This is a genomic window from Hydrogenovibrio sp. JE_KL2, from assembly GCF_009296185.1.
Taxonomy (GTDB): domain Bacteria; phylum Pseudomonadota; class Gammaproteobacteria; order Thiomicrospirales; family Thiomicrospiraceae; genus Hydrogenovibrio.
Genome location: NZ_WBJR01000003.1, coordinates 15,173 through 35,088, shown reverse-complemented (window position 1 = coordinate 35,088; position 19,916 = coordinate 15,173). Strand labels below are relative to the sequence as shown.

General features: G+C 46.2%; 19 protein-coding genes. 8 read left to right on the top strand and 11 right to left on the bottom strand.

Translation table 11 applies throughout. The features are described 5' to 3' along the window. Nucleotides 1-11: 11 nt before the first annotated feature. Genes F8R13_RS06235 through F8R13_RS06225 form a run of 3 tightly spaced genes read right to left on the bottom strand, consistent with a single transcriptional unit; the run spans nucleotide 12 to nucleotide 3,991 of the window. Nucleotides 12-2,345, bottom strand: a complete 2,334-nt coding sequence (locus tag F8R13_RS06235) for a diguanylate cyclase (protein WP_172967715.1) — start codon at nucleotides 2,343-2,345, stop codon at nucleotides 12-14. Next, nucleotides 2,342-3,565, bottom strand: a complete 1,224-nt coding sequence (coaBC, locus tag F8R13_RS06230; RefSeq protein WP_152832729.1) for a bifunctional phosphopantothenoylcysteine decarboxylase/phosphopantothenate--cysteine ligase CoaBC — start codon at nucleotides 3,563-3,565, stop codon at nucleotides 2,342-2,344. The genes F8R13_RS06235 and coaBC overlap by 4 nt, the downstream gene beginning before the upstream one ends. Nucleotides 3,566-3,577: 12 nt before the next feature. After that, nucleotides 3,578-3,991 (bottom strand): thioesterase family protein, encoded by a 414-nt coding sequence (locus F8R13_RS06225; protein WP_152832727.1) that lies wholly within the window; start codon nucleotides 3,989-3,991, stop codon nucleotides 3,578-3,580. Nucleotides 3,992-4,068: 77 nt separating this feature from the next. Here F8R13_RS06225 and radC point away from each other — a divergent pair, with 77 nt between their 5' ends. The 3 genes from radC (at nucleotide 4,069) to rpmG (ending at nucleotide 5,388) form a co-directional block, all read left to right on the top strand. Next, on the top strand, nucleotides 4,069-4,755 hold the full coding sequence (radC, locus tag F8R13_RS06220; protein ID WP_152832725.1) for a DNA repair protein RadC: 687 nt from the start codon (nucleotides 4,069-4,071) through the stop codon (nucleotides 4,753-4,755). A gap of 232 nt (nucleotides 4,756-4,987) precedes the next feature. Beyond that, nucleotides 4,988-5,224 carry a 50S ribosomal protein L28 gene (gene rpmB, locus F8R13_RS06215; protein ID WP_152832723.1) on the top strand — a complete coding sequence of 79 codons (237 nt, stop codon included), beginning with the start codon at nucleotides 4,988-4,990 and terminating at the stop codon, nucleotides 5,222-5,224. Nucleotides 5,225-5,235: 11 nt separating this feature from the next. Further along, complete coding sequence (gene rpmG, locus F8R13_RS06210) at nucleotides 5,236-5,388, top strand: 50S ribosomal protein L33 (RefSeq protein WP_029912314.1); 153 nt, start codon at nucleotides 5,236-5,238, stop codon at nucleotides 5,386-5,388. Nucleotides 5,389-5,733: 345 nt separating this feature from the next. Here rpmG and F8R13_RS06205 read toward each other — a convergent pair whose 3' ends face one another. Both F8R13_RS06205 and F8R13_RS06200 read right to left on the bottom strand, forming a co-directional pair. Next, on the bottom strand, nucleotides 5,734-8,331 hold the full coding sequence (locus F8R13_RS06205) for a diguanylate cyclase (protein ID WP_172967714.1): 2,598 nt from the start codon (nucleotides 8,329-8,331) through the stop codon (nucleotides 5,734-5,736). 166 nt (nucleotides 8,332-8,497) lie between these two features. Next, nucleotides 8,498-8,698, bottom strand: coding sequence for a hypothetical protein (locus tag F8R13_RS06200; protein WP_152832719.1), 201 nt, complete (start codon nucleotides 8,696-8,698; stop codon nucleotides 8,498-8,500). A gap of 220 nt (nucleotides 8,699-8,918) precedes the next feature. On the opposite strand from F8R13_RS06200, the gene mutM reads away from it, so the two are divergent. The 3 genes from mutM to F8R13_RS06185 all read left to right on the top strand — a co-directional run bounded on the left by mutM (nucleotide 8,919) and on the right by F8R13_RS06185 (nucleotide 13,198). After that, nucleotides 8,919-9,761, top strand: coding sequence for a bifunctional DNA-formamidopyrimidine glycosylase/DNA-(apurinic or apyrimidinic site) lyase (gene mutM / locus F8R13_RS06195; protein ID WP_152832717.1), 843 nt, complete (start codon nucleotides 8,919-8,921; stop codon nucleotides 9,759-9,761). 79 nt (nucleotides 9,762-9,840) lie between these two features. Next, complete coding sequence (locus F8R13_RS06190; RefSeq protein ID WP_152832715.1) at nucleotides 9,841-10,362, top strand: hypothetical protein; 522 nt, start codon at nucleotides 9,841-9,843, stop codon at nucleotides 10,360-10,362. Nucleotides 10,363-10,492: 130 nt separating this feature from the next. After that, the gene (locus F8R13_RS06185; protein WP_253806378.1) at nucleotides 10,493-13,198 is read left to right on the top strand and encodes a cation-translocating P-type ATPase; all 2,706 of its coding nucleotides are present in this window, start codon (nucleotides 10,493-10,495) and stop codon (nucleotides 13,196-13,198) included. Nucleotides 13,199-13,265: 67 nt separating this feature from the next. On the opposite strand, the gene modC is transcribed toward F8R13_RS06185, so the two are convergent. The 4 genes from modC to F8R13_RS06165 all read right to left on the bottom strand — a co-directional run bounded on the left by modC (nucleotide 13,266) and on the right by F8R13_RS06165 (nucleotide 16,868). Then, complete coding sequence (gene modC / locus F8R13_RS06180; protein WP_152832713.1) at nucleotides 13,266-14,372, bottom strand: molybdenum ABC transporter ATP-binding protein; 1,107 nt, start codon at nucleotides 14,370-14,372, stop codon at nucleotides 13,266-13,268. Further along, nucleotides 14,369-15,037 (bottom strand): molybdate ABC transporter permease subunit, encoded by a 669-nt coding sequence (gene modB / locus F8R13_RS06175; RefSeq protein WP_152832711.1) that lies wholly within the window; start codon nucleotides 15,035-15,037, stop codon nucleotides 14,369-14,371. The genes modC and modB overlap by 4 nt, the downstream gene beginning before the upstream one ends. Nucleotides 15,038-15,151: 114 nt before the next feature. Continuing rightward, entirely contained in the window at nucleotides 15,152-15,919 is a 768-nt protein-coding gene (gene modA, locus F8R13_RS06170) for a molybdate ABC transporter substrate-binding protein (protein ID WP_152832709.1), read from the bottom strand. Nucleotides 15,920-16,055: 136 nt separating this feature from the next. After that, nucleotides 16,056-16,868, bottom strand: coding sequence for a TOBE domain-containing protein (locus tag F8R13_RS06165; protein WP_253806377.1), 813 nt, complete (start codon nucleotides 16,866-16,868; stop codon nucleotides 16,056-16,058). A gap of 334 nt (nucleotides 16,869-17,202) precedes the next feature. Between F8R13_RS06165 and F8R13_RS06160 the strand changes: the two genes are divergently transcribed. Then, complete coding sequence (locus F8R13_RS06160; RefSeq protein ID WP_152832707.1) at nucleotides 17,203-18,171, top strand: HPP family protein; 969 nt, start codon at nucleotides 17,203-17,205, stop codon at nucleotides 18,169-18,171. Between the two features lie 10 nt (nucleotides 18,172-18,181). Here the strand turns inward: F8R13_RS06160 and coaD are convergent, their stop codons facing one another. After that, nucleotides 18,182-18,664, bottom strand: a complete 483-nt coding sequence (coaD, locus tag F8R13_RS06155; RefSeq protein ID WP_152832706.1) for a pantetheine-phosphate adenylyltransferase — start codon at nucleotides 18,662-18,664, stop codon at nucleotides 18,182-18,184. 291 nt (nucleotides 18,665-18,955) lie between these two features. On the opposite strand from coaD, the gene F8R13_RS06150 reads away from it, so the two are divergent. Beyond that, nucleotides 18,956-19,189, top strand: a complete 234-nt coding sequence (locus tag F8R13_RS06150; protein ID WP_152832705.1) for a DUF2789 family protein — start codon at nucleotides 18,956-18,958, stop codon at nucleotides 19,187-19,189. Nucleotides 19,190-19,205: 16 nt separating this feature from the next. Here the strand turns inward: F8R13_RS06150 and rsmD are convergent, their stop codons facing one another. Beyond that, on the bottom strand, nucleotides 19,206-19,874 hold the full coding sequence (gene rsmD, locus F8R13_RS06145; protein WP_253806376.1) for a 16S rRNA (guanine(966)-N(2))-methyltransferase RsmD: 669 nt from the start codon (nucleotides 19,872-19,874) through the stop codon (nucleotides 19,206-19,208). Nucleotides 19,875-19,916: the final 42 nt, after the last annotated feature.

Below are 19,916 nucleotides of genomic sequence, written 5' to 3'. Positions count from 1 at the left end.
CAAGTGAATGCTTAGTCACATTTCACTTGGTTACGTCCAGCGCGTTTGGCTTCATACAAACACTCATCGGCACGTTTGACGGTATCGGAAATCTTTTCCGTCAAACGGTACTCAGCCACCCCTAAACTCAAGGTTTGCTGAATGCCATGAACCAAAACGGCTTTTTCGACTGTCCGGCGGATTTTTTCGGCAAGACGAAGCGTTTGCTGCAAACCGGTTTCCGGACAAACAATCATAAATTCCTCGCCTCCCCAGCGACCGAACACATCGGTTTTGCGGATCGCCAGGCGGATCACATTCGACACATCAACCAATACCTTATCGCCCACCATATGACCGTATTCGTCGTTAATTTTCTTAAAATGATCCAAGTCCACCATAATCACACTCAACTTACTTGAATAACGATCAACACGGATCTTTTCGGCATCCAATGTCTGATCCAAATACTGTCGATTGTAGACTTTAGTGAGGTGATCGGTAACCAACAGCATGGAAAGCTGGGTATTGGTTTCTTTCAGTTGTTGCTTGGCTTGACGTAATTTGAGGTTATACCAAAGAACAATGATGAAAATCACGAAAATCGGCACCAGATAAATCAGCAACTCTTTCCATTGGTATTTGGTTTCGTATTTAACTTTCAGCCAAGGGTTGATCAATGACGCATAGGTTTCCGCAGGCATATGATTCAATACCTTCTGAATAATGCCCTGCAACTCAGGCCAGTCTTTGCGCACACCTATCGCGATATTCGCTTTAAAAGGCAACTCACCAGAAATTTTGACATTGGCCAGTCCTTGTGACTTGATGTAATGACCAATGGATGCCACATTGTCAATATAACCATAAACCTTACCTAAGCTGACGTCCTTCAAACCTTCGGAGGCATTTTTGACCGGCAGCAATTTCACATTAGGATACAGGCGTCTCATTTCTTCCTGCATGGCATAACCGTCCGTAACAGCAACCAGCTTGCCCGCCAGCAACTTAACATCCGACATATAAGGTGCATTATCCCGTGTGGCGATAACCGTTGGAAACCTGACATAAGGTTCTGTAAAGTTGACGTACTTTCTTCTGTCCGCCGTCGAGATAGCCGCTGAGTAAACATCCAACTGACCATTTTTCATTTTCTCGACGGCCTGCACCCAGCTCGAGCGCTTATCCGGCATAAAATTAAGACCGGTCTTCATGGCGATATAGTTGAAAAACGCTGCACCGATTCCCTGATAGTTGCCGTTTTCACCAACATACTCAATCGGCGCCCAATTATTGTCGATTGCCAAGCGCACAACCGGATGCTTTTTCATCCACGCCAACTCACTGGGCGTAAATTGCAGCTCACAGGTATTTTCGCGATAGATGCCTTTTTTCAAATCAATATTATTGTTAATCAACCCATGCTGCTTGAGCAAATGATTGATAAAACGAACTCGCCCCTCGTCAAGCGTACCGATAGGCACAGAATTTTGTGCAATGATGTTGTCGAGTGCGTTCGCTTCATACATCAAATGCGCGAAGGTCTTATGCGGTGGATGGTAGGTCTCTAAAATGTACCTCGCCATTTCGGCTTTGTGCGCCATGGCATATTTCCAACCTTTGAGCACCGCTTTTTTAAAGCGTAAAACCCTATCGGGATGTTCAGTTGCTTCTGAACGAGAGGTAAACAGCATATCGCCATACAGGTCTATGCCATAGTTCAGAGGATTGATGATATTAATGGAGTTGCCGCCTTGTCGGAGGAAATAGGCCTCATTCGTCAAATAGCCGGAATAAGCATCCACCTCTTTACGAGCCAGAATATTCGGATCGGTTTTAATCAACATACGATCATAAATAGGCTCCACATTGAGTTGTTTCATCATCGCCAATACCGGGAAACCATCGGTATCATTCAGATAAAATGCAATTTTCTTGCCTTGAAGCTTGTAAGGACTGTCCAAACCACTGGACTTGAGTGTGAATAGAACCTGAGGAGAATTCTGAAAAATCGGTGCGACAATTACCACCGGCCTTTTCTTGGCTAGATAGAGGAATAATACCGAGTCCGCAATGCCGTACTGTGCCTCACCATTAATCACCTGTTCGACATTGTTCTTTCTTAAATCTCGCTGACGAATTTCAACTTTCAGGCCTTCATCGCGAAAATAACCTTCCTTTTGCGCAGCATAGTACCCCGCAAACTGAAACTGATGAAGCCACTTTAGCTGTAACACCACCTTTTCCAAAGGCTTCTTAGTCGACTGAGCTGTCGAGCTTGACGCAACTGCCGCTTGAGCAGCTTGCGAGCCAACCACCATCCACAGCAACGTAACCCACAACAGGTTCAACCCAGTTTTTTTCACTTTTTTGCATCCACTAGGCATTCAGCAATGAATGCTAGCAAACTCTTCGCTAAGCGCGATTTAGACGCGTTGGATAAATTTTTATGCTGCATCTTCGTCATCAACAACAGGGCATTATCGTCCTGCTCAAACCCTTTACCATCGCCGACTGCATTGGCACAAATCATATCCAACTTCTTACGCTGCAATTTGTCTCGCGCATAGTCTTCAAGTCTTTCCGTTTCCGCTGCAAACCCCACCACATAAGGCTTTTCGGTTTGCTCTGCAACCCATTTGACGATATCAGGGTTTTTAATCAGGTTCAATGTCATGCCATCTTGATCATCAGTTTTCTTGATTTTTTGCAAGTTTGGTGTCGCGATGCGGTAATCCGCAACAGCCGCCGCACTAATGAACACATCGCAATCGGTATAATGGTGTTGAACCGCTTCAAACATCTGCTGCGCACTTCTCACCGAAACCGTTTGAACTTTATCCGATGGCTTTAGTGACACAGGGCCAGAAATCAAAATCACTTCAGCACCAGCATCAGCTGCGACTTCTGCAATGGCATAGCCCATTTTTCCAGAGCTTTTATTGCCGATAAAACGAACCGGATCAATATCTTCATAGGTTGGCCCGGCTGTCACCAGCAAGCGTTTCCCTTGCCAGAATTTCGGTAAAATCTGCCAGGTTGGGTCTGACTGCTTGGCAGCCAATACCGCCATCACCGCATCAAAAATCACCGCCGGTTCAGGCAAGCGCCCTTCTCCAATTTCACCACAGGCCTGCTCGCCGGAACCCGGCATCATAATTTCAAAGCCACGGCGCTGTAGCAGTTCGATATTTTCCTGAGTCGCTGCATTTTGCCACATCAAACGGTTCATCGCAGGTGCCAGCAAAATCGGGCGATCCGTTGCCAAACATAAGGTGGTCAATAAGTCATCGGCACGCCCCATTCGTAGCTTGGCGAGCGTTTCCGCAGACGCAGGCGCGATCACAATGACGTCCGGCCATCGCGCCAACTCGATATGCCCCATACCCGCTTCTTGGTCGGCATCAAATAAACTGTCTCGAACAGGATGCCCGGATAGGGCTTGAAAAGATAAGGGTTGAATAAACTCTTTGGCACCGGATGTCATCACTACTTGTACATCATGTCCGGCTTTCACAAACAAGCGCACCAGTTCCAAACTTTTGTAAGCCGCAATACCGCCCGTCACGCCCAGCAATATATTCATCTTTCCGGCAACCTACATGGAAATGGAATGGGAAAATTCGTCATCAAACAGCACATCCAACTCTTTCAGACCTTTCATCGGTCTCCCGTTTTGGATGGCTGCGCCATAAGTTCTGGCAGCGATAATCAATCGATCATCTTCTTTATGATAAATGTTTTGCAAAAATACGAGCTTGAGACGACCTTCGCGCTCAACATCAACTGTGACATAAAAGTCATCATGCGGTCTTAACGGCGATTTGTAATCAACTTCCACTCTCAAAACCATCAAATCAATGCCTTGTCTCGCCAATGCAGGGAAATTGACTTGTTTCGACAACAAAAACTCATGGCGCGCATGCTCCAAATAATTCTGATACACCGAGTTATTCACCACCCCTTGCAGATCACATTCATAATCACGTACACGCATTTCCAGCTTAAACATTGTCAGACAAACTCTTTATAAATTATGATTGCGTTATCTTATCAAAAAACCGCCTTTCGACTCAGGACAATTCAACCATGGCAATTCGAGACTGGCACGAAAATGACCGCCCCCGTGAAAAGTTACTCAAGTTCGGCGCTACCGCACTCAGCGATGCCGAATTACTCGCTATCTTTCTGCGTGTTGGCGTCAAAGGAAAAAGCGCGGTCGAACTGTCTCAAGACCTACTCGACGAGTTCGGTTCGCTGGATAGCCTGCTCAAGGCGGAACAAAGCCGATTCTGTGAAGCTAAAGGATTGGGCGAGGCAAAGTTTGTACAGCTAAAAGCCGTATTGGAAATGGCAAGACGCCACTTCGAGTCCGGTTTGTCAAAAGGCGATGCCCTGACCCAACCGGAAACCGTCGCCCAGTGGCTTAATTTACAAATTGGTCACTCTGATAGAGAAATTTTCGGCATGATTCTGCTTGATCAACAACATCGTGTCATTAATTTCCAGCCATTATTTTATGGCACCTTAAATCAAGCAAGCGTCCACACCAGGGAAGTTGTCAAAACCGCTTTGGACAACCATGCCGCCGCAACCATACTGGCACATAACCATCCATCGGGCGATCCAACGCCCAGCCAAGCAGACATTAATTTAACTCGCCAATTATCCGAGGCGCTTTCCATTATGGAAATTCGCTGTCTGGATCATATTATCCTTGGCGATCATGGCCGTTGGTGCTCGTTGGCGCAACTCGGAAAAATGCCAAACATTTGATGCCATAGGGCTTTCACCCATAAAATTCAGAGCCGCAAAACGTCAACACTAAAAAAGTAGTGTAAAAACTTGCTATTGATGTCGATTTTGTGGATAATTCCGCTTCTTGTTTTTATGGCGAATGCCCGAACTCATGAATTCGGTCGCATCGAAATAACGAACATAGAAATATTCGAATATTTTTAATGTGTGGTTCAGCGAAACTGCTGTCCATTTTTGAGAGGAAAGTGAAATGTCTAGAGTATGCCAAGTCACAGGAAAAAGACCTGCGGTCGGTAATAATGTTTCCCACTCTCATCGTAAAACTCGTCGTCGTTTTTTGCCTAACCTACAAACTCACCGTTTTTGGGTTGAAAACGAAAGCCGTTTTGTAAAGCTTCGCGTTTCTACATCAGGAATGCGCATTATTGATAAAAACGGTATTGAGTCAGTGCTTACGGAAATCCGTGCACGTGGTGAGAAAGTTTAAGGAGACTCGATATGCGCGATAAAATCAAACTTCAATCCACTGAGAGTGCTTATTTTTATACAACTGATAAAAACAAGCGCAACATGGCAGGAAAATTTGAAATTAAAAAGTACGATCCGATTGTTCGCAAGCACGTACTTTTCAAAGAAGCAAAAATCAAATAAGTTTTACCAAACTTTATTGATGCAACCCGACCCAAAAAGTCGGGTTTTTTTATGTCTGAAATTCATGATTCTCTGGCAACTTACGCCGACAGATTGCCTTCTCCTTTTAAAGCCAAACAACAAACTAAGCCGCCTGCATCAGTAGGCATCAACAGAAAATAACCCAAAAATACTGTTTTCAAATTGGCTCTCAAAACTATTAAGACACCTCTTAACTTATTAATGACTTAAGAGTATTAAAGACACCGCATGTTCCGACGAAATCCACTTAAGCACTTTGAGTGGAATCGTTTGTTTTACTTATGCAGTAACTGCTCAATGATGTATTACAGATAGGAACAAACATTAAATAACCACTCGATTACGTCCTGATTGTTTGGCTTCATAGAGCCTTTGATCAACGTCTTGATAGAGCTTAGTGGAATTTTCCAGCATATCACTTGAGTAAAATACCGCTCCGATTGAAACTGTTAGAACACCATAGCTAGAACCTTCGTTTTCAATCCCCAGTGCTTGTATATCACGGCAGAATCTTTCCAAATAATTCTTAAAGTCTTCTTCGCAAGTAAATGCCGACAGCACTAAAAACTCTTCTCCCCCCATGCGGAATGTAAAATCATTTCCACGATGAAATGCCTTCTTAAAGCTGGAGGCGATGCGCATCAAAACCTCATCGCCTACTTGATGACCATACTTATCATTGATGTTTTTAAAGTAGTCAATATCCAGCATGGCTACCGCTAAATCGGTTCCCTGGCGCTTGGCTCGATTTATCTCCCGCTCAACCACTTGATTGAAGTGACGACGATTATAGAGTCCCGTCATTTCATCAATAATCGATAATTTTTCAATCCGCTTTTTATCCGTGATATCGACACGGGTCGCCGAAGCATATGCAACTTTTCCGAGAATATTGGTAACAGGCGTAAAAGTGACATACACCCAATAATCTTCTCCATCTTTACTTTTACCCTTCATCTCCCCGTGCCAAACTTTCCCGTTGGAAACCTGGCTGTAAATATGATGTTTTTGATCATCACTCATTTCATTCGCTGCCAAATCCAAATAATTCATACCCAAAAGTTCATGCTTGCCATACCCAGTCAACCTCGCATAGGATTCGGTCACTTTTATCAAACGGAAGCTAGACATATCAATTAAGGTGGCAAACGTCAGTTCATGTATCTGTCCAATATATTCTTGCTGTTTATTCTTTTGGTATCGGTATATCAGCGCTAAGAGCAATACGCTTAATACAACCGCCGTTACTGACACAAAAATACTCCACAGCTGTGTCTTATCAAGGCGATTGACAACTTCCAGTTTGATCCACTTATTGTAGATTTCTTGTCGCTCGTGTTCGGAAATGGCACTCAATCCCTTTTGCAGAATACTGAATAAAACCGGGTTATCTTTTTGAACCCCGATGGCAATGTCAAAACGATCGCTACTCTGTCCGATAACATGAACGCCAGTAAAGCCATTTTGATGGTTGATATAGTTAATCACGCCTAAATTGCCCGAGAACGCGGTAGCACGACCATCCAAAACGGCTTGAATACCTTCTTTTACCGTTCTAACAGGTAATCTGCGAATTTTAGGAAAGTGCTCTGTGAGATATTCCGAAGACCAACCACCTTTAACAACCGCCACAACTTGATTGTTTAACTGATCGTATTTACCAACATAAGACATGGATTGCCTACCCAACAGAACCATCGGGAAAGACATATAAGGTTTGGTAAAACGCATATATTTTTTTCTTTCCGGCGTCGGCACTGCACAAGGGTAAACATCCAACTTACCTTCTTTGGCCAATTGAACTACTTGACTCCAATCTTTATGCTTCACCGTCGAGAATGTGAGCCCGGTCTTTTCACTCAGCAGATGGAAATAATCCGCGCAAATGCCCTTATAGTGCATCTGTTGATCAATAAATTGGAAAGGTCCCCAATGAATGTCGTTAGCAAGCTTGATGACCGGTTTTTTTGCCAAGTACGCCAACTCTTCAGGGGTAAACATCAACTGACCACCATTGAAAACAAAGTCATCCACATCAAAGTTCTTCATTTCTGCTTGAGTAATCAGCCCGGTCTCTCGCGCTTCAGATACCATGACCAACAATTTTGCATTATCAATATCTCCGATCTTTTGATCTCCCGAACTGACATACCGCCCAGTTTTACTGGCTTCATTCAACATTGCTGCTCGTGATTTCTTCACAGAATAATTCGCCAGAATATAGTCGACAGTTTCCGCCGGATGCGACAATGCGTATTGCCACCCCTTAATTGTGGCTTGCTTGAACTTATAAACAATATCGGGATAGGCACGCGCAAAACTGTTAGAAGTAACCAATAATCCGCCATAGCCCTGCACACCATAGTCTTTAGGGTCAACGATATGAAATGGCACGCCCAGATGTTTTAGTCGATAGGGTTCATTGGTTTCATACCCTGCGTACAAATCGACTTTACCATCCACAAAGTCTTGCAACCTGCCTGAAGAGGAAGTGATGGTGAAATTTGCTTTCTGACTTGCTGAGGTTTTCAACTTGACCAAGACATCTTTCAAATAAAGATTGCCATGCTCAACAATCTTTTTGCCTTTCAAGTCCTCCCAAGAGTTAATGGGATGATGTGATAAAAATACAATAGGGGAAAATTGAAAACTCGGCATGACCAGCTTAATAGGCGCGCCATGTACATAATCTGCAAGCACTGAACCATAAACCACCCCAAGGTCGACTTTGCCAGTGGCTACTTTGTGTAAAACATCGTCATTGGATTCCCATTTCTTCAGATCTAACCTAATGCCGGCATGTTGGTAGTAACCTTGTTTTTCCGCTGCAAAATAACCCGCAAACTCATATTGGTTATGCCAATTGAACTCGACTGAAACTGGAAATAAAGCCTTAGTGGTGTGTTGCGAGGTAACCGCCATTGCCGCTTGAAATGGCAAAAAAAGAAGTATGAGGGCAAACAACTTCCCTCTGATGCAGGTTTTCATAAAATAGCGATCTGTTGCATACAAAGCGTTCATAAAGGCGATTATAATCGCAACTAAATACTTTTACGTATAAGATTGATTTCGTTTTTAACGAAAAAATTTATGCCTGATAATAAAGCTGCTTGGCATAGCGCGTTGCCGGCGGAATTTTTTCCCAAGTTTCAGGAAAACGTTTTTGCTCAAACTCCCGCATTGCTTCAATCGCATCTTCCATCGAATCAAACTGCATGACCGTGCCATCTAAGCAGGTGACGCAATAACTCGTTTCGTCAAATTCTACGTGATACTGATGAGGACTCATCTCGACCTCCTAGAAACCCTTGTGACACTTTTAATCGCCCACTGGCTTCTTGTTTTTATTGTTTTGGCATCAATGATTTCCACTGCCCTTAACTTCTATATCGGCAAACCCCTCAAAGCCTGAATACAAAGCGCTTCCGACAAACCTATGTCAAACCTGTCGTAAAGCCGCTAAAATATGGTCAACTTTATCTGCCTTTAAATCGGTTGTAGAAAATTCCATGCCAGAATTACCAGAAGTCGAAACCACCCTGAGAGGGATTCAGCCCAAAACAGAAGGGCAACACATCCAAAAACTCATTGTCAGAAACCCAAAATTACGCTGGCCGGTGGAAGCACATTTAACAGAAACCCTTCCTGGCAAAAAGCTCAGTAGAATCTCTCGTCGAGCAAAATATCTACTGCTCACTTTAACGGATGACAAAGGGCGTGAAAGCCATCTGATTCTTCATCTTGGCATGTCGGGCAACCTTCGTGTTCTGCCTCAAAATACACCGCATCAAAAGCACGATCACATTGACGTATTATTTGATAATGGCTTTATGCTGCGCTATCACGACCCAAGACGTTTTGGCGCTTTTTTGTGGACAGATGAACCGGTTATGCCCCATCCACTGCTGACACATTTGGCGCCGGAACCTCTGTCAGAAGAATTTAATACAGATCAGCTCTTTCAACACATGAAAGGCAAAACCTCAGCGATCAAAGCCATCATCATGAACAATCGTTATGCTGTTGGTGTCGGTAACATCTACGCGAACGAATCGCTTTTCCTGAGCGGTATTCATCCACAAACACCGGCAAACAAACTCACCCGAGCACAAACGGACATCTTGATCTCAAACATCAAACAGGTACTTGCCAAAGCCATCGAACAAGGTGGCACGACCTTGAAGGACTTTCTAACACCTGATGGCAAACCCGGTTATTTCAAACAGGAACTCAACGTCTATGGCAGACAAGGCGAGACCTGCCCGGTTTGTGCAACGCCAATCGTGCGCATTACCCAAAATCAGCGCGCCAGCTATTTTTGTCCCCAGTGCCAGCCCAAACCTAAACGTTAGAAAAAATCAGGGTAAAACCATGACGAAAATTTTGAAAAATCGGCGCTACACATTGCAGACTTCAAGGTTTCGTTCTAATATGTCTCGCATGAAAAGCGCTTTTGTTTTGCCGAAACGTTCTACGTGGCATCTTATTCTCTCGTCAATGCTCTTGATAGCATCTTCTGTACTGCTATCTGGCTGCCAGTCGCCTTTTTCTGACAGTGATGAACCTCAGATCGACGTGTGGAAAACAGATCCGTCTTGTCACTTACACCAAGGAACCTGTTCGTCCAGCAGCGGCAAGCAAAGCGTTGAACTCCAGATAACGCCAAATAGCCCGATTCCGGTCGCCCACTTGCTGACGGCACAATTGACCCTGAAAGGGTTTAAAAAATCGCCACAAAATGTACAAATCGATATCGTCGGTACCAACATGTACATGGGGTACAATCGCACTACATTGATTCCTGTTGCGGGTTTCCCGAACGTTTACCGAGGCAAAATCATGCTGGCCTTCTGTACCAATGACAAAATGGACTGGGAAATCTCAGCACTTATTACACAGAATGATAAACACATCATCAAAGTGCCTTTTCTTTTAACAACGCAATCCCACTAAGCCCTCCTCAATTCGTTGGCTTTGCCCAACTTTTATGGCAGACTGATACAGTTATTAACTGAGAATTCAGGCGCAAAGAAACCTCTTAATTTCGTATTAGCAAGATTTCCGAGTTTTACTCAGGGAGAACATGATGAAGTGGGGTCATCAAACAGCAGAATCTGTCATTAGCGCTCTTAAAAGCACGATTGAAGCCGGACTTGCCGATCAATTGGTCGCAGAGCGTCAGCAAAAATTCGGCGCCAATGAAATCCGCCAGTCACACTCGGCATCTGCACTCAAGATTTTACTGTCTCAATTCAAAAACCCACTGCTCATCATTTTGGCGGTTGGCGCCTTATTATCTATCTATACTGAACACCATCTTGATGCCATGGTCATTGGCGTGATTATTCTCATCAATGCCGCCATCACCTTCACTCAGGAATACAATGCACAAAAATCCATTGATGCGCTTCGTCAAATGTCTTCGCCGGTCTGCACCGTCAAACGCCAAGGTCAATGGCAAACCCTTCCGGCAAAAGAGTTGGTTCCCGGCGACATCATCAAACTCAAAACCGGTGACATTACACCTGCGGATTGCCGATTGCTCGAAACGCATCGTTTGGAAGTGGACGAGTCTGCACTGACTGGAGAATCCGATTCAGTTGCTAAGCACATCCAGCCCATCAGTGATCAAAACATTCCTCTGGCGGATCAACTCAATCAACTGTTCATGAGTACCTCCATCACTCAGGGCAATGGCATTGCCATCGTCACGGAAACAGGCATGCAAACCGAAGTCGGCAAGATTGCCAGCTTGATGCAGGCAACCGAAAATCAGCTCACGCCCTTACAAAAACGCATTGGCGCCTTATCCAAATTGCTTATCTGGATAGCGCTACTGATTGTCGCGGCGATTATCAGCATCGGCTTGATGAAAGGACTGGCTTTCATCAACCTGATTGACAGCGGTATTTCACTGGCAGTGGCCGCCATCCCCGAAGGATTACTGACCGTCGTCACCATTGTGCTGACGCTCGGCGCCAAGCAGCTGGTCTCTGAAAATGCACTCATCAAACAACTGGCATCGGTTGAAACCCTCGGCTCCACCACGGTTATCTGCTCCGACAAAACCGGGACGCTCACGCAAAACAAGATGCAGGTTGTCGAAATCTGGGCCGCAGGCACGGAGTACCACTTGGAAGGCGTCGGTTATGAACCCGTCGGCCACTTCAAAACCCCGCAAATGGAAATTGTTTCACCGCACCACCCAAGTCATTTTTACCTCAAACAGATGCTGACCTACTCCGCACTTTGTAGCGAAACCGAACTCATTCACAAAGATGGCAAACACAGTTTTCAAGGCTTACCGACCGAAGGGGCGATTTTGGTGGCCGCCGCCAAAGCGGATTTGCATAAACAGGAACTGCATCAAAACTACCAGCTCATTGCCAGCTTTCCGTTCGACCCCAAGCGCAAAATGATGAGTGTCATCGTCAAAGACCATGAAGGTCGCTATTTGCTGATTGCCAAAGGCGCGCCCGATGTCTTGCTGAAGCATTCTGAAGCCATTGACTACCAAAACTCAAGACTCGACCCTTTGAGCGATGCCGAGATGATTGAGCAGGTGTTGGAAAACTTCGGCTCAAAATCTTTGAGAACCTTGGCGATCGCCTATCGCTACTTGGAACCGACGGAGTTGGACTTGCCGCACGACAAACTGGAAAACAACCTGATTTTCACCGGCATCCATGGCATTATCGACCCGCCAAGAGCGGAGGCGATTGCCGCCATTCAAGAATGCCACAGCGCTGGGATTCGCGTCATCATGATTACCGGAGACCATGCCATTACCGCCAAGGCCATTGCCAAGCAAATCAACCTATCCACTCCTAACCACCCTTTAGAAGTCATTAGCGGTGCGGAAATGGACGCGCTGAGTGATGATGATCTGGGAGGACACGTTGCAACCGTCAGTGTGTTTGCCCGAGTGACACCCGAACATAAGCTTCGCATCGTCAAAGCACTGCAAGCCCAACACCATGTAGTCGCCATGACGGGAGATGGCGTCAATGACGCCCCTGCGCTACGCAAGGCGGACATCGGTATCGCCATGGGTGTGATGGGTACCGAAGTCGCCAAAGAATCTGCCGACCTTATTTTGCTGGATGACAACTTCGCTACACTTGTCAAAGCCGTGAAAGAAGGTCGTCGCATTTACGACAATATTCGCAAGTTCATCCGCCAAGACCTCACCACCAATGTGGGAGAAGTCTCGGCCATTCTTTTTGCGTTTGCGCTGATGTCAGGTGAACCGCTACTGACCCTGGCACCATTGATGATTCTCTGGGTGAATTTGGTTAGTGATGGCCTGCCCTCACTGGCACTTGGCGTGGACAATGCCGAGAGGGATTTGATGCAACGACGTCCTCGAACCCGCGCCGAGAGTTTCTTTTCCGAACAACTCGGTACTCGCATTATTCTAAGAGGATTGGCAATGGGCGGCGTCACTTACTGGATGTTTAGCTTGGCGTTATCACATGGACAAAGTTTGGAATATGCTCAGACACTGGCGTTCATGACCTTGATTTTCGGGCAGTTGTTCCATGTTTTCGATGCCCGGACATTCAGCACGCTTTACCGACGAAACCCTTTGAGCAACCCCATACTCTTGCTTGCAGTCTTCGGCTCGGGAAGTTTGTCGTTAATCATGGTGTATTTCCCAATCGGGCATACGATACTCGGCACCGTTCCTCTCACCTTTACCGACTTGTCACTGGCATTTGCTATTTCTTCCACACCGACGCTGTTGCTATCGGCAGTCAAAGAATTGTTTAAACTGAAGTGGATTTAGAACCAAAATCTGCCAGGTTGGGGTCAGTGCTGCCACCCCCAACCTGGTAGATTTTCGATGAGAAAAATTAGTCTAGAATGGCGACTGATTTTATCGCCGCCACCCAATGCTGCCCCGGTGCCAACTGAAGGCTTTGTATCGACCGCTTAGTCACTTGCGCCATCAACGGCAAGCTGGATGCCGACAAGCGTAACCTCATCATGACACTGTAATCATTGTGCGGTTCGATGGATTCAATCGTTACCGGCAAGTGGTTCAACATGGAGGTGAATTCCGGCTTTTCTTTCATCAAACTGATTTGTTGCGCGGCAATCACTAAACGCACTTCACTCCCCACTGTCTGTGGCAAGTGTGGCACAAACAGAGACGCGTCGCCGACTTGCACGCGAGACAAACCTTCAGGTTCAAGCTGCTCAACCAGCCGGCTTTTCAACACACTTCTCGGCTCTTCACCTTGGTATAAAGGTGTGCCTTCGCGGTTCAGTGCTTGCTCAATCGGCTCGAAGTCAACAATGCGCCCTTTTTCCATAAACATCACGCGATCCGCTAAACGCTCAACTTCCTGAGGCGAATGGGAAATATAGAGAATCGGAATTTCCAGCGCATCCCGCAAGCGCTCCAGATATGGCATGATGGCGCGCTTGGCAAACAAATCCAGTGCTGCCATGGGTTCATCCATCATCAAAATAGCAGGTTGTGACAATAAGGTGCGGGCAATAGCAACACGCTGACGCTCACCGCCGGACAGCGTTTGCACATCCCGGTCAAGCAAAGCAGACAATCCAAGCCAATCGACTACCTGTTCAAAAGTGATGGTTTGCGCTTTGCCGGCCTTCAACGCTCGCTTCAAACCATAGGTCAAGTTACCTTCGACATCGAGATGTGGAAACAAACTGGCTTCCTGAAACACATAGCCAATGTTTCGTTTGTGAATTGGTAGAGATTTTTTAGCTTGTAACCAAGGTTGATTACCGAAATTGACCTTGCCTTCGGCGTTGTTTTCAAAGCCTGCCAAACAGCGAATGAAAGTGGTCTTGCCACTACCGGAATGTCCGAAAATTGCCGTCACGCCCGTAAGCGGAATGGCGAAGTCACCTGTCTGTAAAATAAAGTCGCCGAGCTGAACGGAAAGATTGCCGGAAAGAGCGGCTGGTGTCATTTGTATTTGAGTCACCCGACTTTCACCTCCATGCGACGATTCATACCGTAAACGATGGTCAGTACCGTCAAACTCAATATCAACATAATCAGTGACAATACATGTGCCTGAGTATATTCCATCTGCTCAACATGGTCGTAGATGGCAATGGACGCAACCTGCGTAACGCCGGGAATATTGCCCCCGATCATCAACACCACACCAAACTCACCGACCGTATGGGCGAACGCCAAGGTCGCCCCCAACAGATATTGGCGTTTGGTCAAAGGTAAGATCACACTAAAAAAACGATCCAGCGGCCCAGCCCCTAAAGTGGCAGCAACTTCCGACGGGCGTTTGCCTAGCTGCTCAAACCCTTGCATCAAAGGCTGAACCATAAACGGCAGAGAATAGATAATCGAACCAATGACGACACCACTTAACGAAAAGGTCAGCGGCGAAAACCCGAAAGACGCCCAGATGCTACCCAGATAGCCGGTTGGAGACAGCAACACGAGAAAATAAAAGCCCAGAACCGTTGGCGGCAATACTAGCGGCAGGGCAACCACCGCTTCTAAAACCGCCTTTTTCTTGCCTTGGATTTTAGCCAACCAAAGTGCCAACGGCGTGCTGAGGACAATCAAGATTACCGTCGTCAAAAACGCGATTTTAAAAGTGATCCACAATGGCTGAAAATCCATCCCCGCTAGCACTCCTACTGTCTCCTAAATATGATCATGACTCGACTATAGATTCAGCCTGATAGCATAGCCGAGTTCGCCACGATATGCCTGTCTTTTGCACCCCTTGGATGATTAATCGCCTAGCCCGTAACCGTACGCTTGGATTTGTTTTTTAGCCGCATCTGACTTGAAGTAGGCCAAAAACTTTTTCACTGCATCCGAATCCTTTCCTTTCAACACCACTGCTTGCTGCGTGAGCTTAGGGTAAAGGTTGCCAGGAATCTCAACAAAGGTTCCGCCCACTGGTTTTTCAGGGTTGGAAACATAAGATTTTGCCACCAAACCAATTTGTGCATTGCCCGAAGCGGCATATTGGAACGTCTTGCCGATGTTGCCGCCGATGGCGATTTTCCCGGCATTTTGCAACTTGTCATACACACCATAATGCTTCAGAACCGCCACGGCAGCTGCACCATAAGGCGCTGTTTTCGGGTTGGCGATAGCGATAAAGTGTAGATTGCCATCCTTAGGGTTAAGTGATGCCAAATCCGCAGAGACATTCGACGACCTCGGAGCCCAGGATACTAGCTTACCTGTCACATAGGTAAAGCGTGAGTTGGAAGCAATCAAACCTTCCTTCTCCAATAATTTTGGACGCTTGGCATCGGCTGCAAAGAACATATCGTAAGGTGCGCCTTTCTGAATTTGTGCATACAGCATGCCCGTTGCACCACTGGAAATCTCAACGGGAATCCCTGTCTTGTTGGTAAAGTCTTTGGACAAAGCCGTTAGCGTCGCCAAAAAGTTCGATGCCACCGCAATCTTGATGTTATCCGCATAAGCCATGGAACTTGTCAGCAACAGCCCTGCAACCAATAAACGTGAAACAAACTTATTCATCTCTTTTCCTTTTGTTAAATCAAGTCACGACCACTTGATATCCGTTTTTAACGATCTGATTATTGACACGAAAAGGCATATAACCTTTTATACATATCGATAGCCAAAAAATTTTTCGCTGTGGAAGGGTTCCCAATCAGTCCGATACCGCTAACAACACATGGCTTGCTTTTACCAACGCACAAGCTTTGTCGCCTACATCAAACCCAAGGTTTTCCAGGCTTTGATTGGTAATGATTGCCGACATACGTTGTCCGCCAGAGAGGTTAATGGTCACATCCGAGTTCACAGAACCTTTCTCAAGATGTGAAATCTCGCCGCAGAATTGGTTACGTGCGCTGGTTTTCAATGCGCCGTTCAAGTCTTCAGTCAAAATCACCCAACTGGCTTTAATCAAGACATAAGCATCCGATCCCAGTTCGACGCCCAATCGCTCCAAGCTGTCTAGCGTGATTTGTGCTACAACTTCCGTACCTTCGCCAATCGACAGCGTGACATTGCAGTTGACCGCGCCTTTTTCAATATGACTCACTGTACCGTGGAACAGGTTTCTTGCACTTGTTCTCATAGAAATTTTCCTCATGAGTTCTAACTGACCCAGCATATTCGGAGAAAGATTTTCCAACTCCCTCATCCAATGCTGCATCTGCTCGTTGAATAAACGGTAGGCTGCCAACAAAGACTTTCCAGACTCCGTCAACAGAGTGCCACCGCCACCACTACCACCCTTTTGGGCAGAAACCAAATCTCCTCCGGCCAGCTCATTCATCGCCTCGACCGCTTGCCACGCACCTTTATAGCTCATGCCACAAGCCTTAGCAGCTGAGGACAAGGAACCCAAACTGTCGATTTTGCTCAACAGCTCCAAACGTCTCTGCCCAGAGCGAGACTGCTTGCTGCCCATCAAAAACGACTGCACCAATTGTTCGGGAAGAGAGGATTGTGTCAAAGCAAATTCCTTTAGAAACCTTCGTTATTACCTGAATTACATAACGAGGCATTCTAAATGAGAATTTTTGGCAATGCAAACAAAAAAGGCTAGAATCGACGACAACAAAAACTTCAGAGAGCTTTGCACGAGTGAGGTGCGAGATAAAAATGAGGTAAAATCCCTCTGAACTAGGCGGAAAATGAAGCTAATAGCTGGCTATTAGCGAGTTTTCCAACGAAACAAAGAACTCGACGCCCGAAGGGGTAAGTCGAGACATTCAGGGGAATTTTAACCATTTTTAGCCGTGCATCCATCTCGTGCAAAGCTCTCTTTCAGCAAGGTCGCTGTCTTTATGAAACTATTGAAAAACAACTCTCCGTTTATCGCCAACCTCTCGCACTTTCTAGGCGTCAGCCAAACCCCGGTCAGCCATAGCGAAAAGATCATCTCCGCACTTGGCGGTTTCATCGCTATTTTTTGTATTATGGTGGTGAGCCATCACTATATTCCCGGTGCGGCAAGCATGGGGATTGTTGCCTCGATGGGGGCTTCAGCCGTGCTCTTGTTTGCGGTACCTCATGGGCCTCTCTCCCAGCCTTGGCCTTTGATTGGCAGTCATCTGTTATCGGCTTTTGTGGGGGTTGCTTGTGCGCTTTGGATAGCAGACCCTATCTTGGCGGGAAGTCTTGCTGTGGGAATCAGCATAGGCCTGATGTACTACCTGAAATGCATCCATCCACCGGGTGGTGCCACCGCCTTAACAGCCGTTGTCGCCGGTGATGCGGTTCAGCACCTTGGATTTGGCTTTATGCTCACACCCGTGCTTTTGAACCTAGTGGTGATTTTCGGGGTTGCCATGTTGTTCAACGGCTTGTTTTACTGGCGCCGTTACCCTGCCTATCTACAACAAACACAAAAACAAGTGCCTGTCGCCCATTCGGAGTTCGAATCACTATCCCATCAGGATTTCATTGAAGCCCTGAAGGAAATCGACTCTTTTGTCGACATCAATGAATATGATTTGAACCGTATTTTAGACTTGGTTTATCACAGCCAGAAGCAACACAATATGAAGCCCGAAGAAATTCATTTAGGCGGTGTTTACAGTAATGGAAAGATTGGCAGCAACTGGAGCATGAGAAAAGTCATTGATGAAGGGCATGACGACCATTCAAATACCGACTATGTCATCTTCAAGCAAATCGCCGGACAGGAAAAGAAGAAAAACGATTGCATCACGCGCCAGGAATTTGCGCACTGGGCAAAGTATGAGATGCATCAGGTCGAAGGCCGTTGGCAGCGCCTTGTCGCTAAAGACTAGGCGCTTAAGGTTAAAGGTTTTGCGCTTGTTGCAAAACTTGCGCCACCTGAGGGTGAACGAACTCGGTGACATCCCCTCCCAATGCCGAAATCTCACGAACCAAGCTGGAAGAGATGAACGCATATTGCTCCGCCGGTGTCATGAACATGGTCTCGATATCCGGCGCCAGCTTGCGGTTCATGGACGCCAGTTGAAACTCATACTCAAAGTCAGAAACGGCTCGTAGCCCACGCAACAGAACATTTCCTTTCACCGACTGCACGAAATCCACTAACAAACCGCTGAACCCGATCACCTCAACATTTGGAATGCCTTGTGTGACCAGGCGTGCCAACTCGACCCTTTTCTCTAAAGTAAACAAGGTGTTCTTATTGCGGTTATCGGCGACCGCGATAATCAAGCGATCATAAAAGCGCGCGGCGCGTTCTATTAGGTCGAAATGCCCATTGGTAATCGGGTCAAACGTTCCCGGGTAAACAGCGGTAATACTCATAATTCAGACCAGTTATTGAGACCTTAGCACGAGTGAGGTGCAAGATAAAAATGAGATAAAATTCGTCTAATCAAGGCGGAAAATGCAATGAATAGCAGGCTATTCGTAAGTTTTTCAACGCAGAGAAGGCGGATTTTAGCCGTTTTTAGACGTGAAGTCATCACGTGCTAAGGTCTCAGATTATTTAATGGTGACTATCATACCGAGATTCTTTTCAGATTGCGATGCATCTTGATTAAGGAGTATCATGAGGTCAACACAAAGTGAAAGCTAACCACTAAAGGAGGCAATATGGATGTTTCTGAACACACACTGGAAACCCTGTTTCAGCAACTGGGTTTGCCAAATGAACAAGTGGAAATAGAAGCCTTTGTTGAGGCGCATAAACCTTTGCCTTTGTCAGTATCACTTGCTGAAGCGGATTTCTGGAATGACGGTCAGGCCGCATTTATTGCCGAAGCATTTGCTGATGACGCCGAGTGGATTGAAGCTGTCGACCAGCTAGATGCCTTATTAAGAGATTAAGCGGGGAAAATTCAGCTCAGTGTTCAATGCACCAAAGCCCTAAGCGGACTTGAGAAGTCGTTTTCTCTCGGTAGCATACCCACTCCTCTGGCAGCAAAGGCCAATCAAGTGGTTTTTCTTGCTCCAGATACAACCATGTCGAGTCGCCGATATAACCGTTTCCAAACAATTTATCCAATGTCGGTTGCATCAACCCTTGATGAAACGGCGGGTCGATAAAAATAATATCAAAGGGTTTTTCGGCGTGATTTTCCAGCCAAGCCAAGCTATCGGTTTGAATGACACTGATATTTGCTGCCTTGAGTAACTGCTGATTGGCCTTGAGTTGATTGGCGTTTTGCGCGGATAATTCCAAACACACCACACTCGCCGCACCACGCGATAAGGCTTCAAAACCCAAAGCGCCGGAGCCGGAAAACACATCCAAGCAACTTGCCCCCGGCACTTCAAATTGCAACCAATTGAATAGCGTTTCGCGAATGCGATCAGACGTTGGCCTCAAGCCTTCCGCTTGGCGAACAGGAAGTTTTCGCCCCCTGAAGTCTCCGCCGATAATCCGAGCTTCGCCCATTTCATTTTTCTGGCGAAGGCTATCACGCCCCCCCAACCTGGCAGATTTTGCTCGATTTGCCCCTTCGGGCGTCGAGTTCTTTGTGTGATGCGAATTTCTTTTGGATTTTGACATGATTAACTATTTTGCCGTGATGATTTCTTTGCGACCGATTTA

Coding starts and splice junctions, on each gene's coding strand:
- radC (WP_152832725.1), top strand. CDS start 4,069: ATGGCAATTCGAGACTGGCACGAAAATGACCGCCCCCGTGAAAAGTTA.
- rpmG (WP_029912314.1), top strand. CDS start 5,236: ATGCGCGATAAAATCAAACTTCAATCCACTGAGAGTGCTTATTTTTAT.
- F8R13_RS06200 (WP_152832719.1), bottom strand. CDS start 8,698: ATGAGTCCTCATCAGTATCACGTAGAATTTGACGAAACGAGTTATTGC.
- F8R13_RS06190 (WP_152832715.1), top strand. CDS start 9,841: ATGTCTCGCATGAAAAGCGCTTTTGTTTTGCCGAAACGTTCTACGTGG.
- modA (WP_152832709.1), bottom strand. CDS start 15,919: ATGAATAAGTTTGTTTCACGTTTATTGGTTGCAGGGCTGTTGCTGACA.
- rpmB (WP_152832723.1), top strand. CDS start 4,988: ATGTCTAGAGTATGCCAAGTCACAGGAAAAAGACCTGCGGTCGGTAAT.
- F8R13_RS06150 (WP_152832705.1), top strand. CDS start 18,956: ATGGATGTTTCTGAACACACACTGGAAACCCTGTTTCAGCAACTGGGT.
- F8R13_RS06185 (WP_253806378.1), top strand. CDS start 10,493: ATGATGAAGTGGGGTCATCAAACAGCAGAATCTGTCATTAGCGCTCTT.
- modB (WP_152832711.1), bottom strand. CDS start 15,037: ATGGATTTTCAGCCATTGTGGATCACTTTTAAAATCGCGTTTTTGACG.
- coaBC (WP_152832729.1), bottom strand. CDS start 3,565: ATGAATATATTGCTGGGCGTGACGGGCGGTATTGCGGCTTACAAAAGT.
- F8R13_RS06225 (WP_152832727.1), bottom strand. CDS start 3,991: ATGTTTAAGCTGGAAATGCGTGTACGTGATTATGAATGTGATCTGCAA.
- rsmD (WP_253806376.1), bottom strand. CDS start 19,874: ATGTCAAAATCCAAAAGAAATTCGCATCACACAAAGAACTCGACGCCC.
- mutM (WP_152832717.1), top strand. CDS start 8,919: ATGCCAGAATTACCAGAAGTCGAAACCACCCTGAGAGGGATTCAGCCC.
- F8R13_RS06205 (WP_172967714.1), bottom strand. CDS start 8,331: ATGGCGGTTACCTCGCAACACACCACTAAGGCTTTATTTCCAGTTTCA.
- coaD (WP_152832706.1), bottom strand. CDS start 18,664: ATGAGTATTACCGCTGTTTACCCGGGAACGTTTGACCCGATTACCAAT.
- F8R13_RS06160 (WP_152832707.1), top strand. CDS start 17,203: ATGAAACTATTGAAAAACAACTCTCCGTTTATCGCCAACCTCTCGCAC.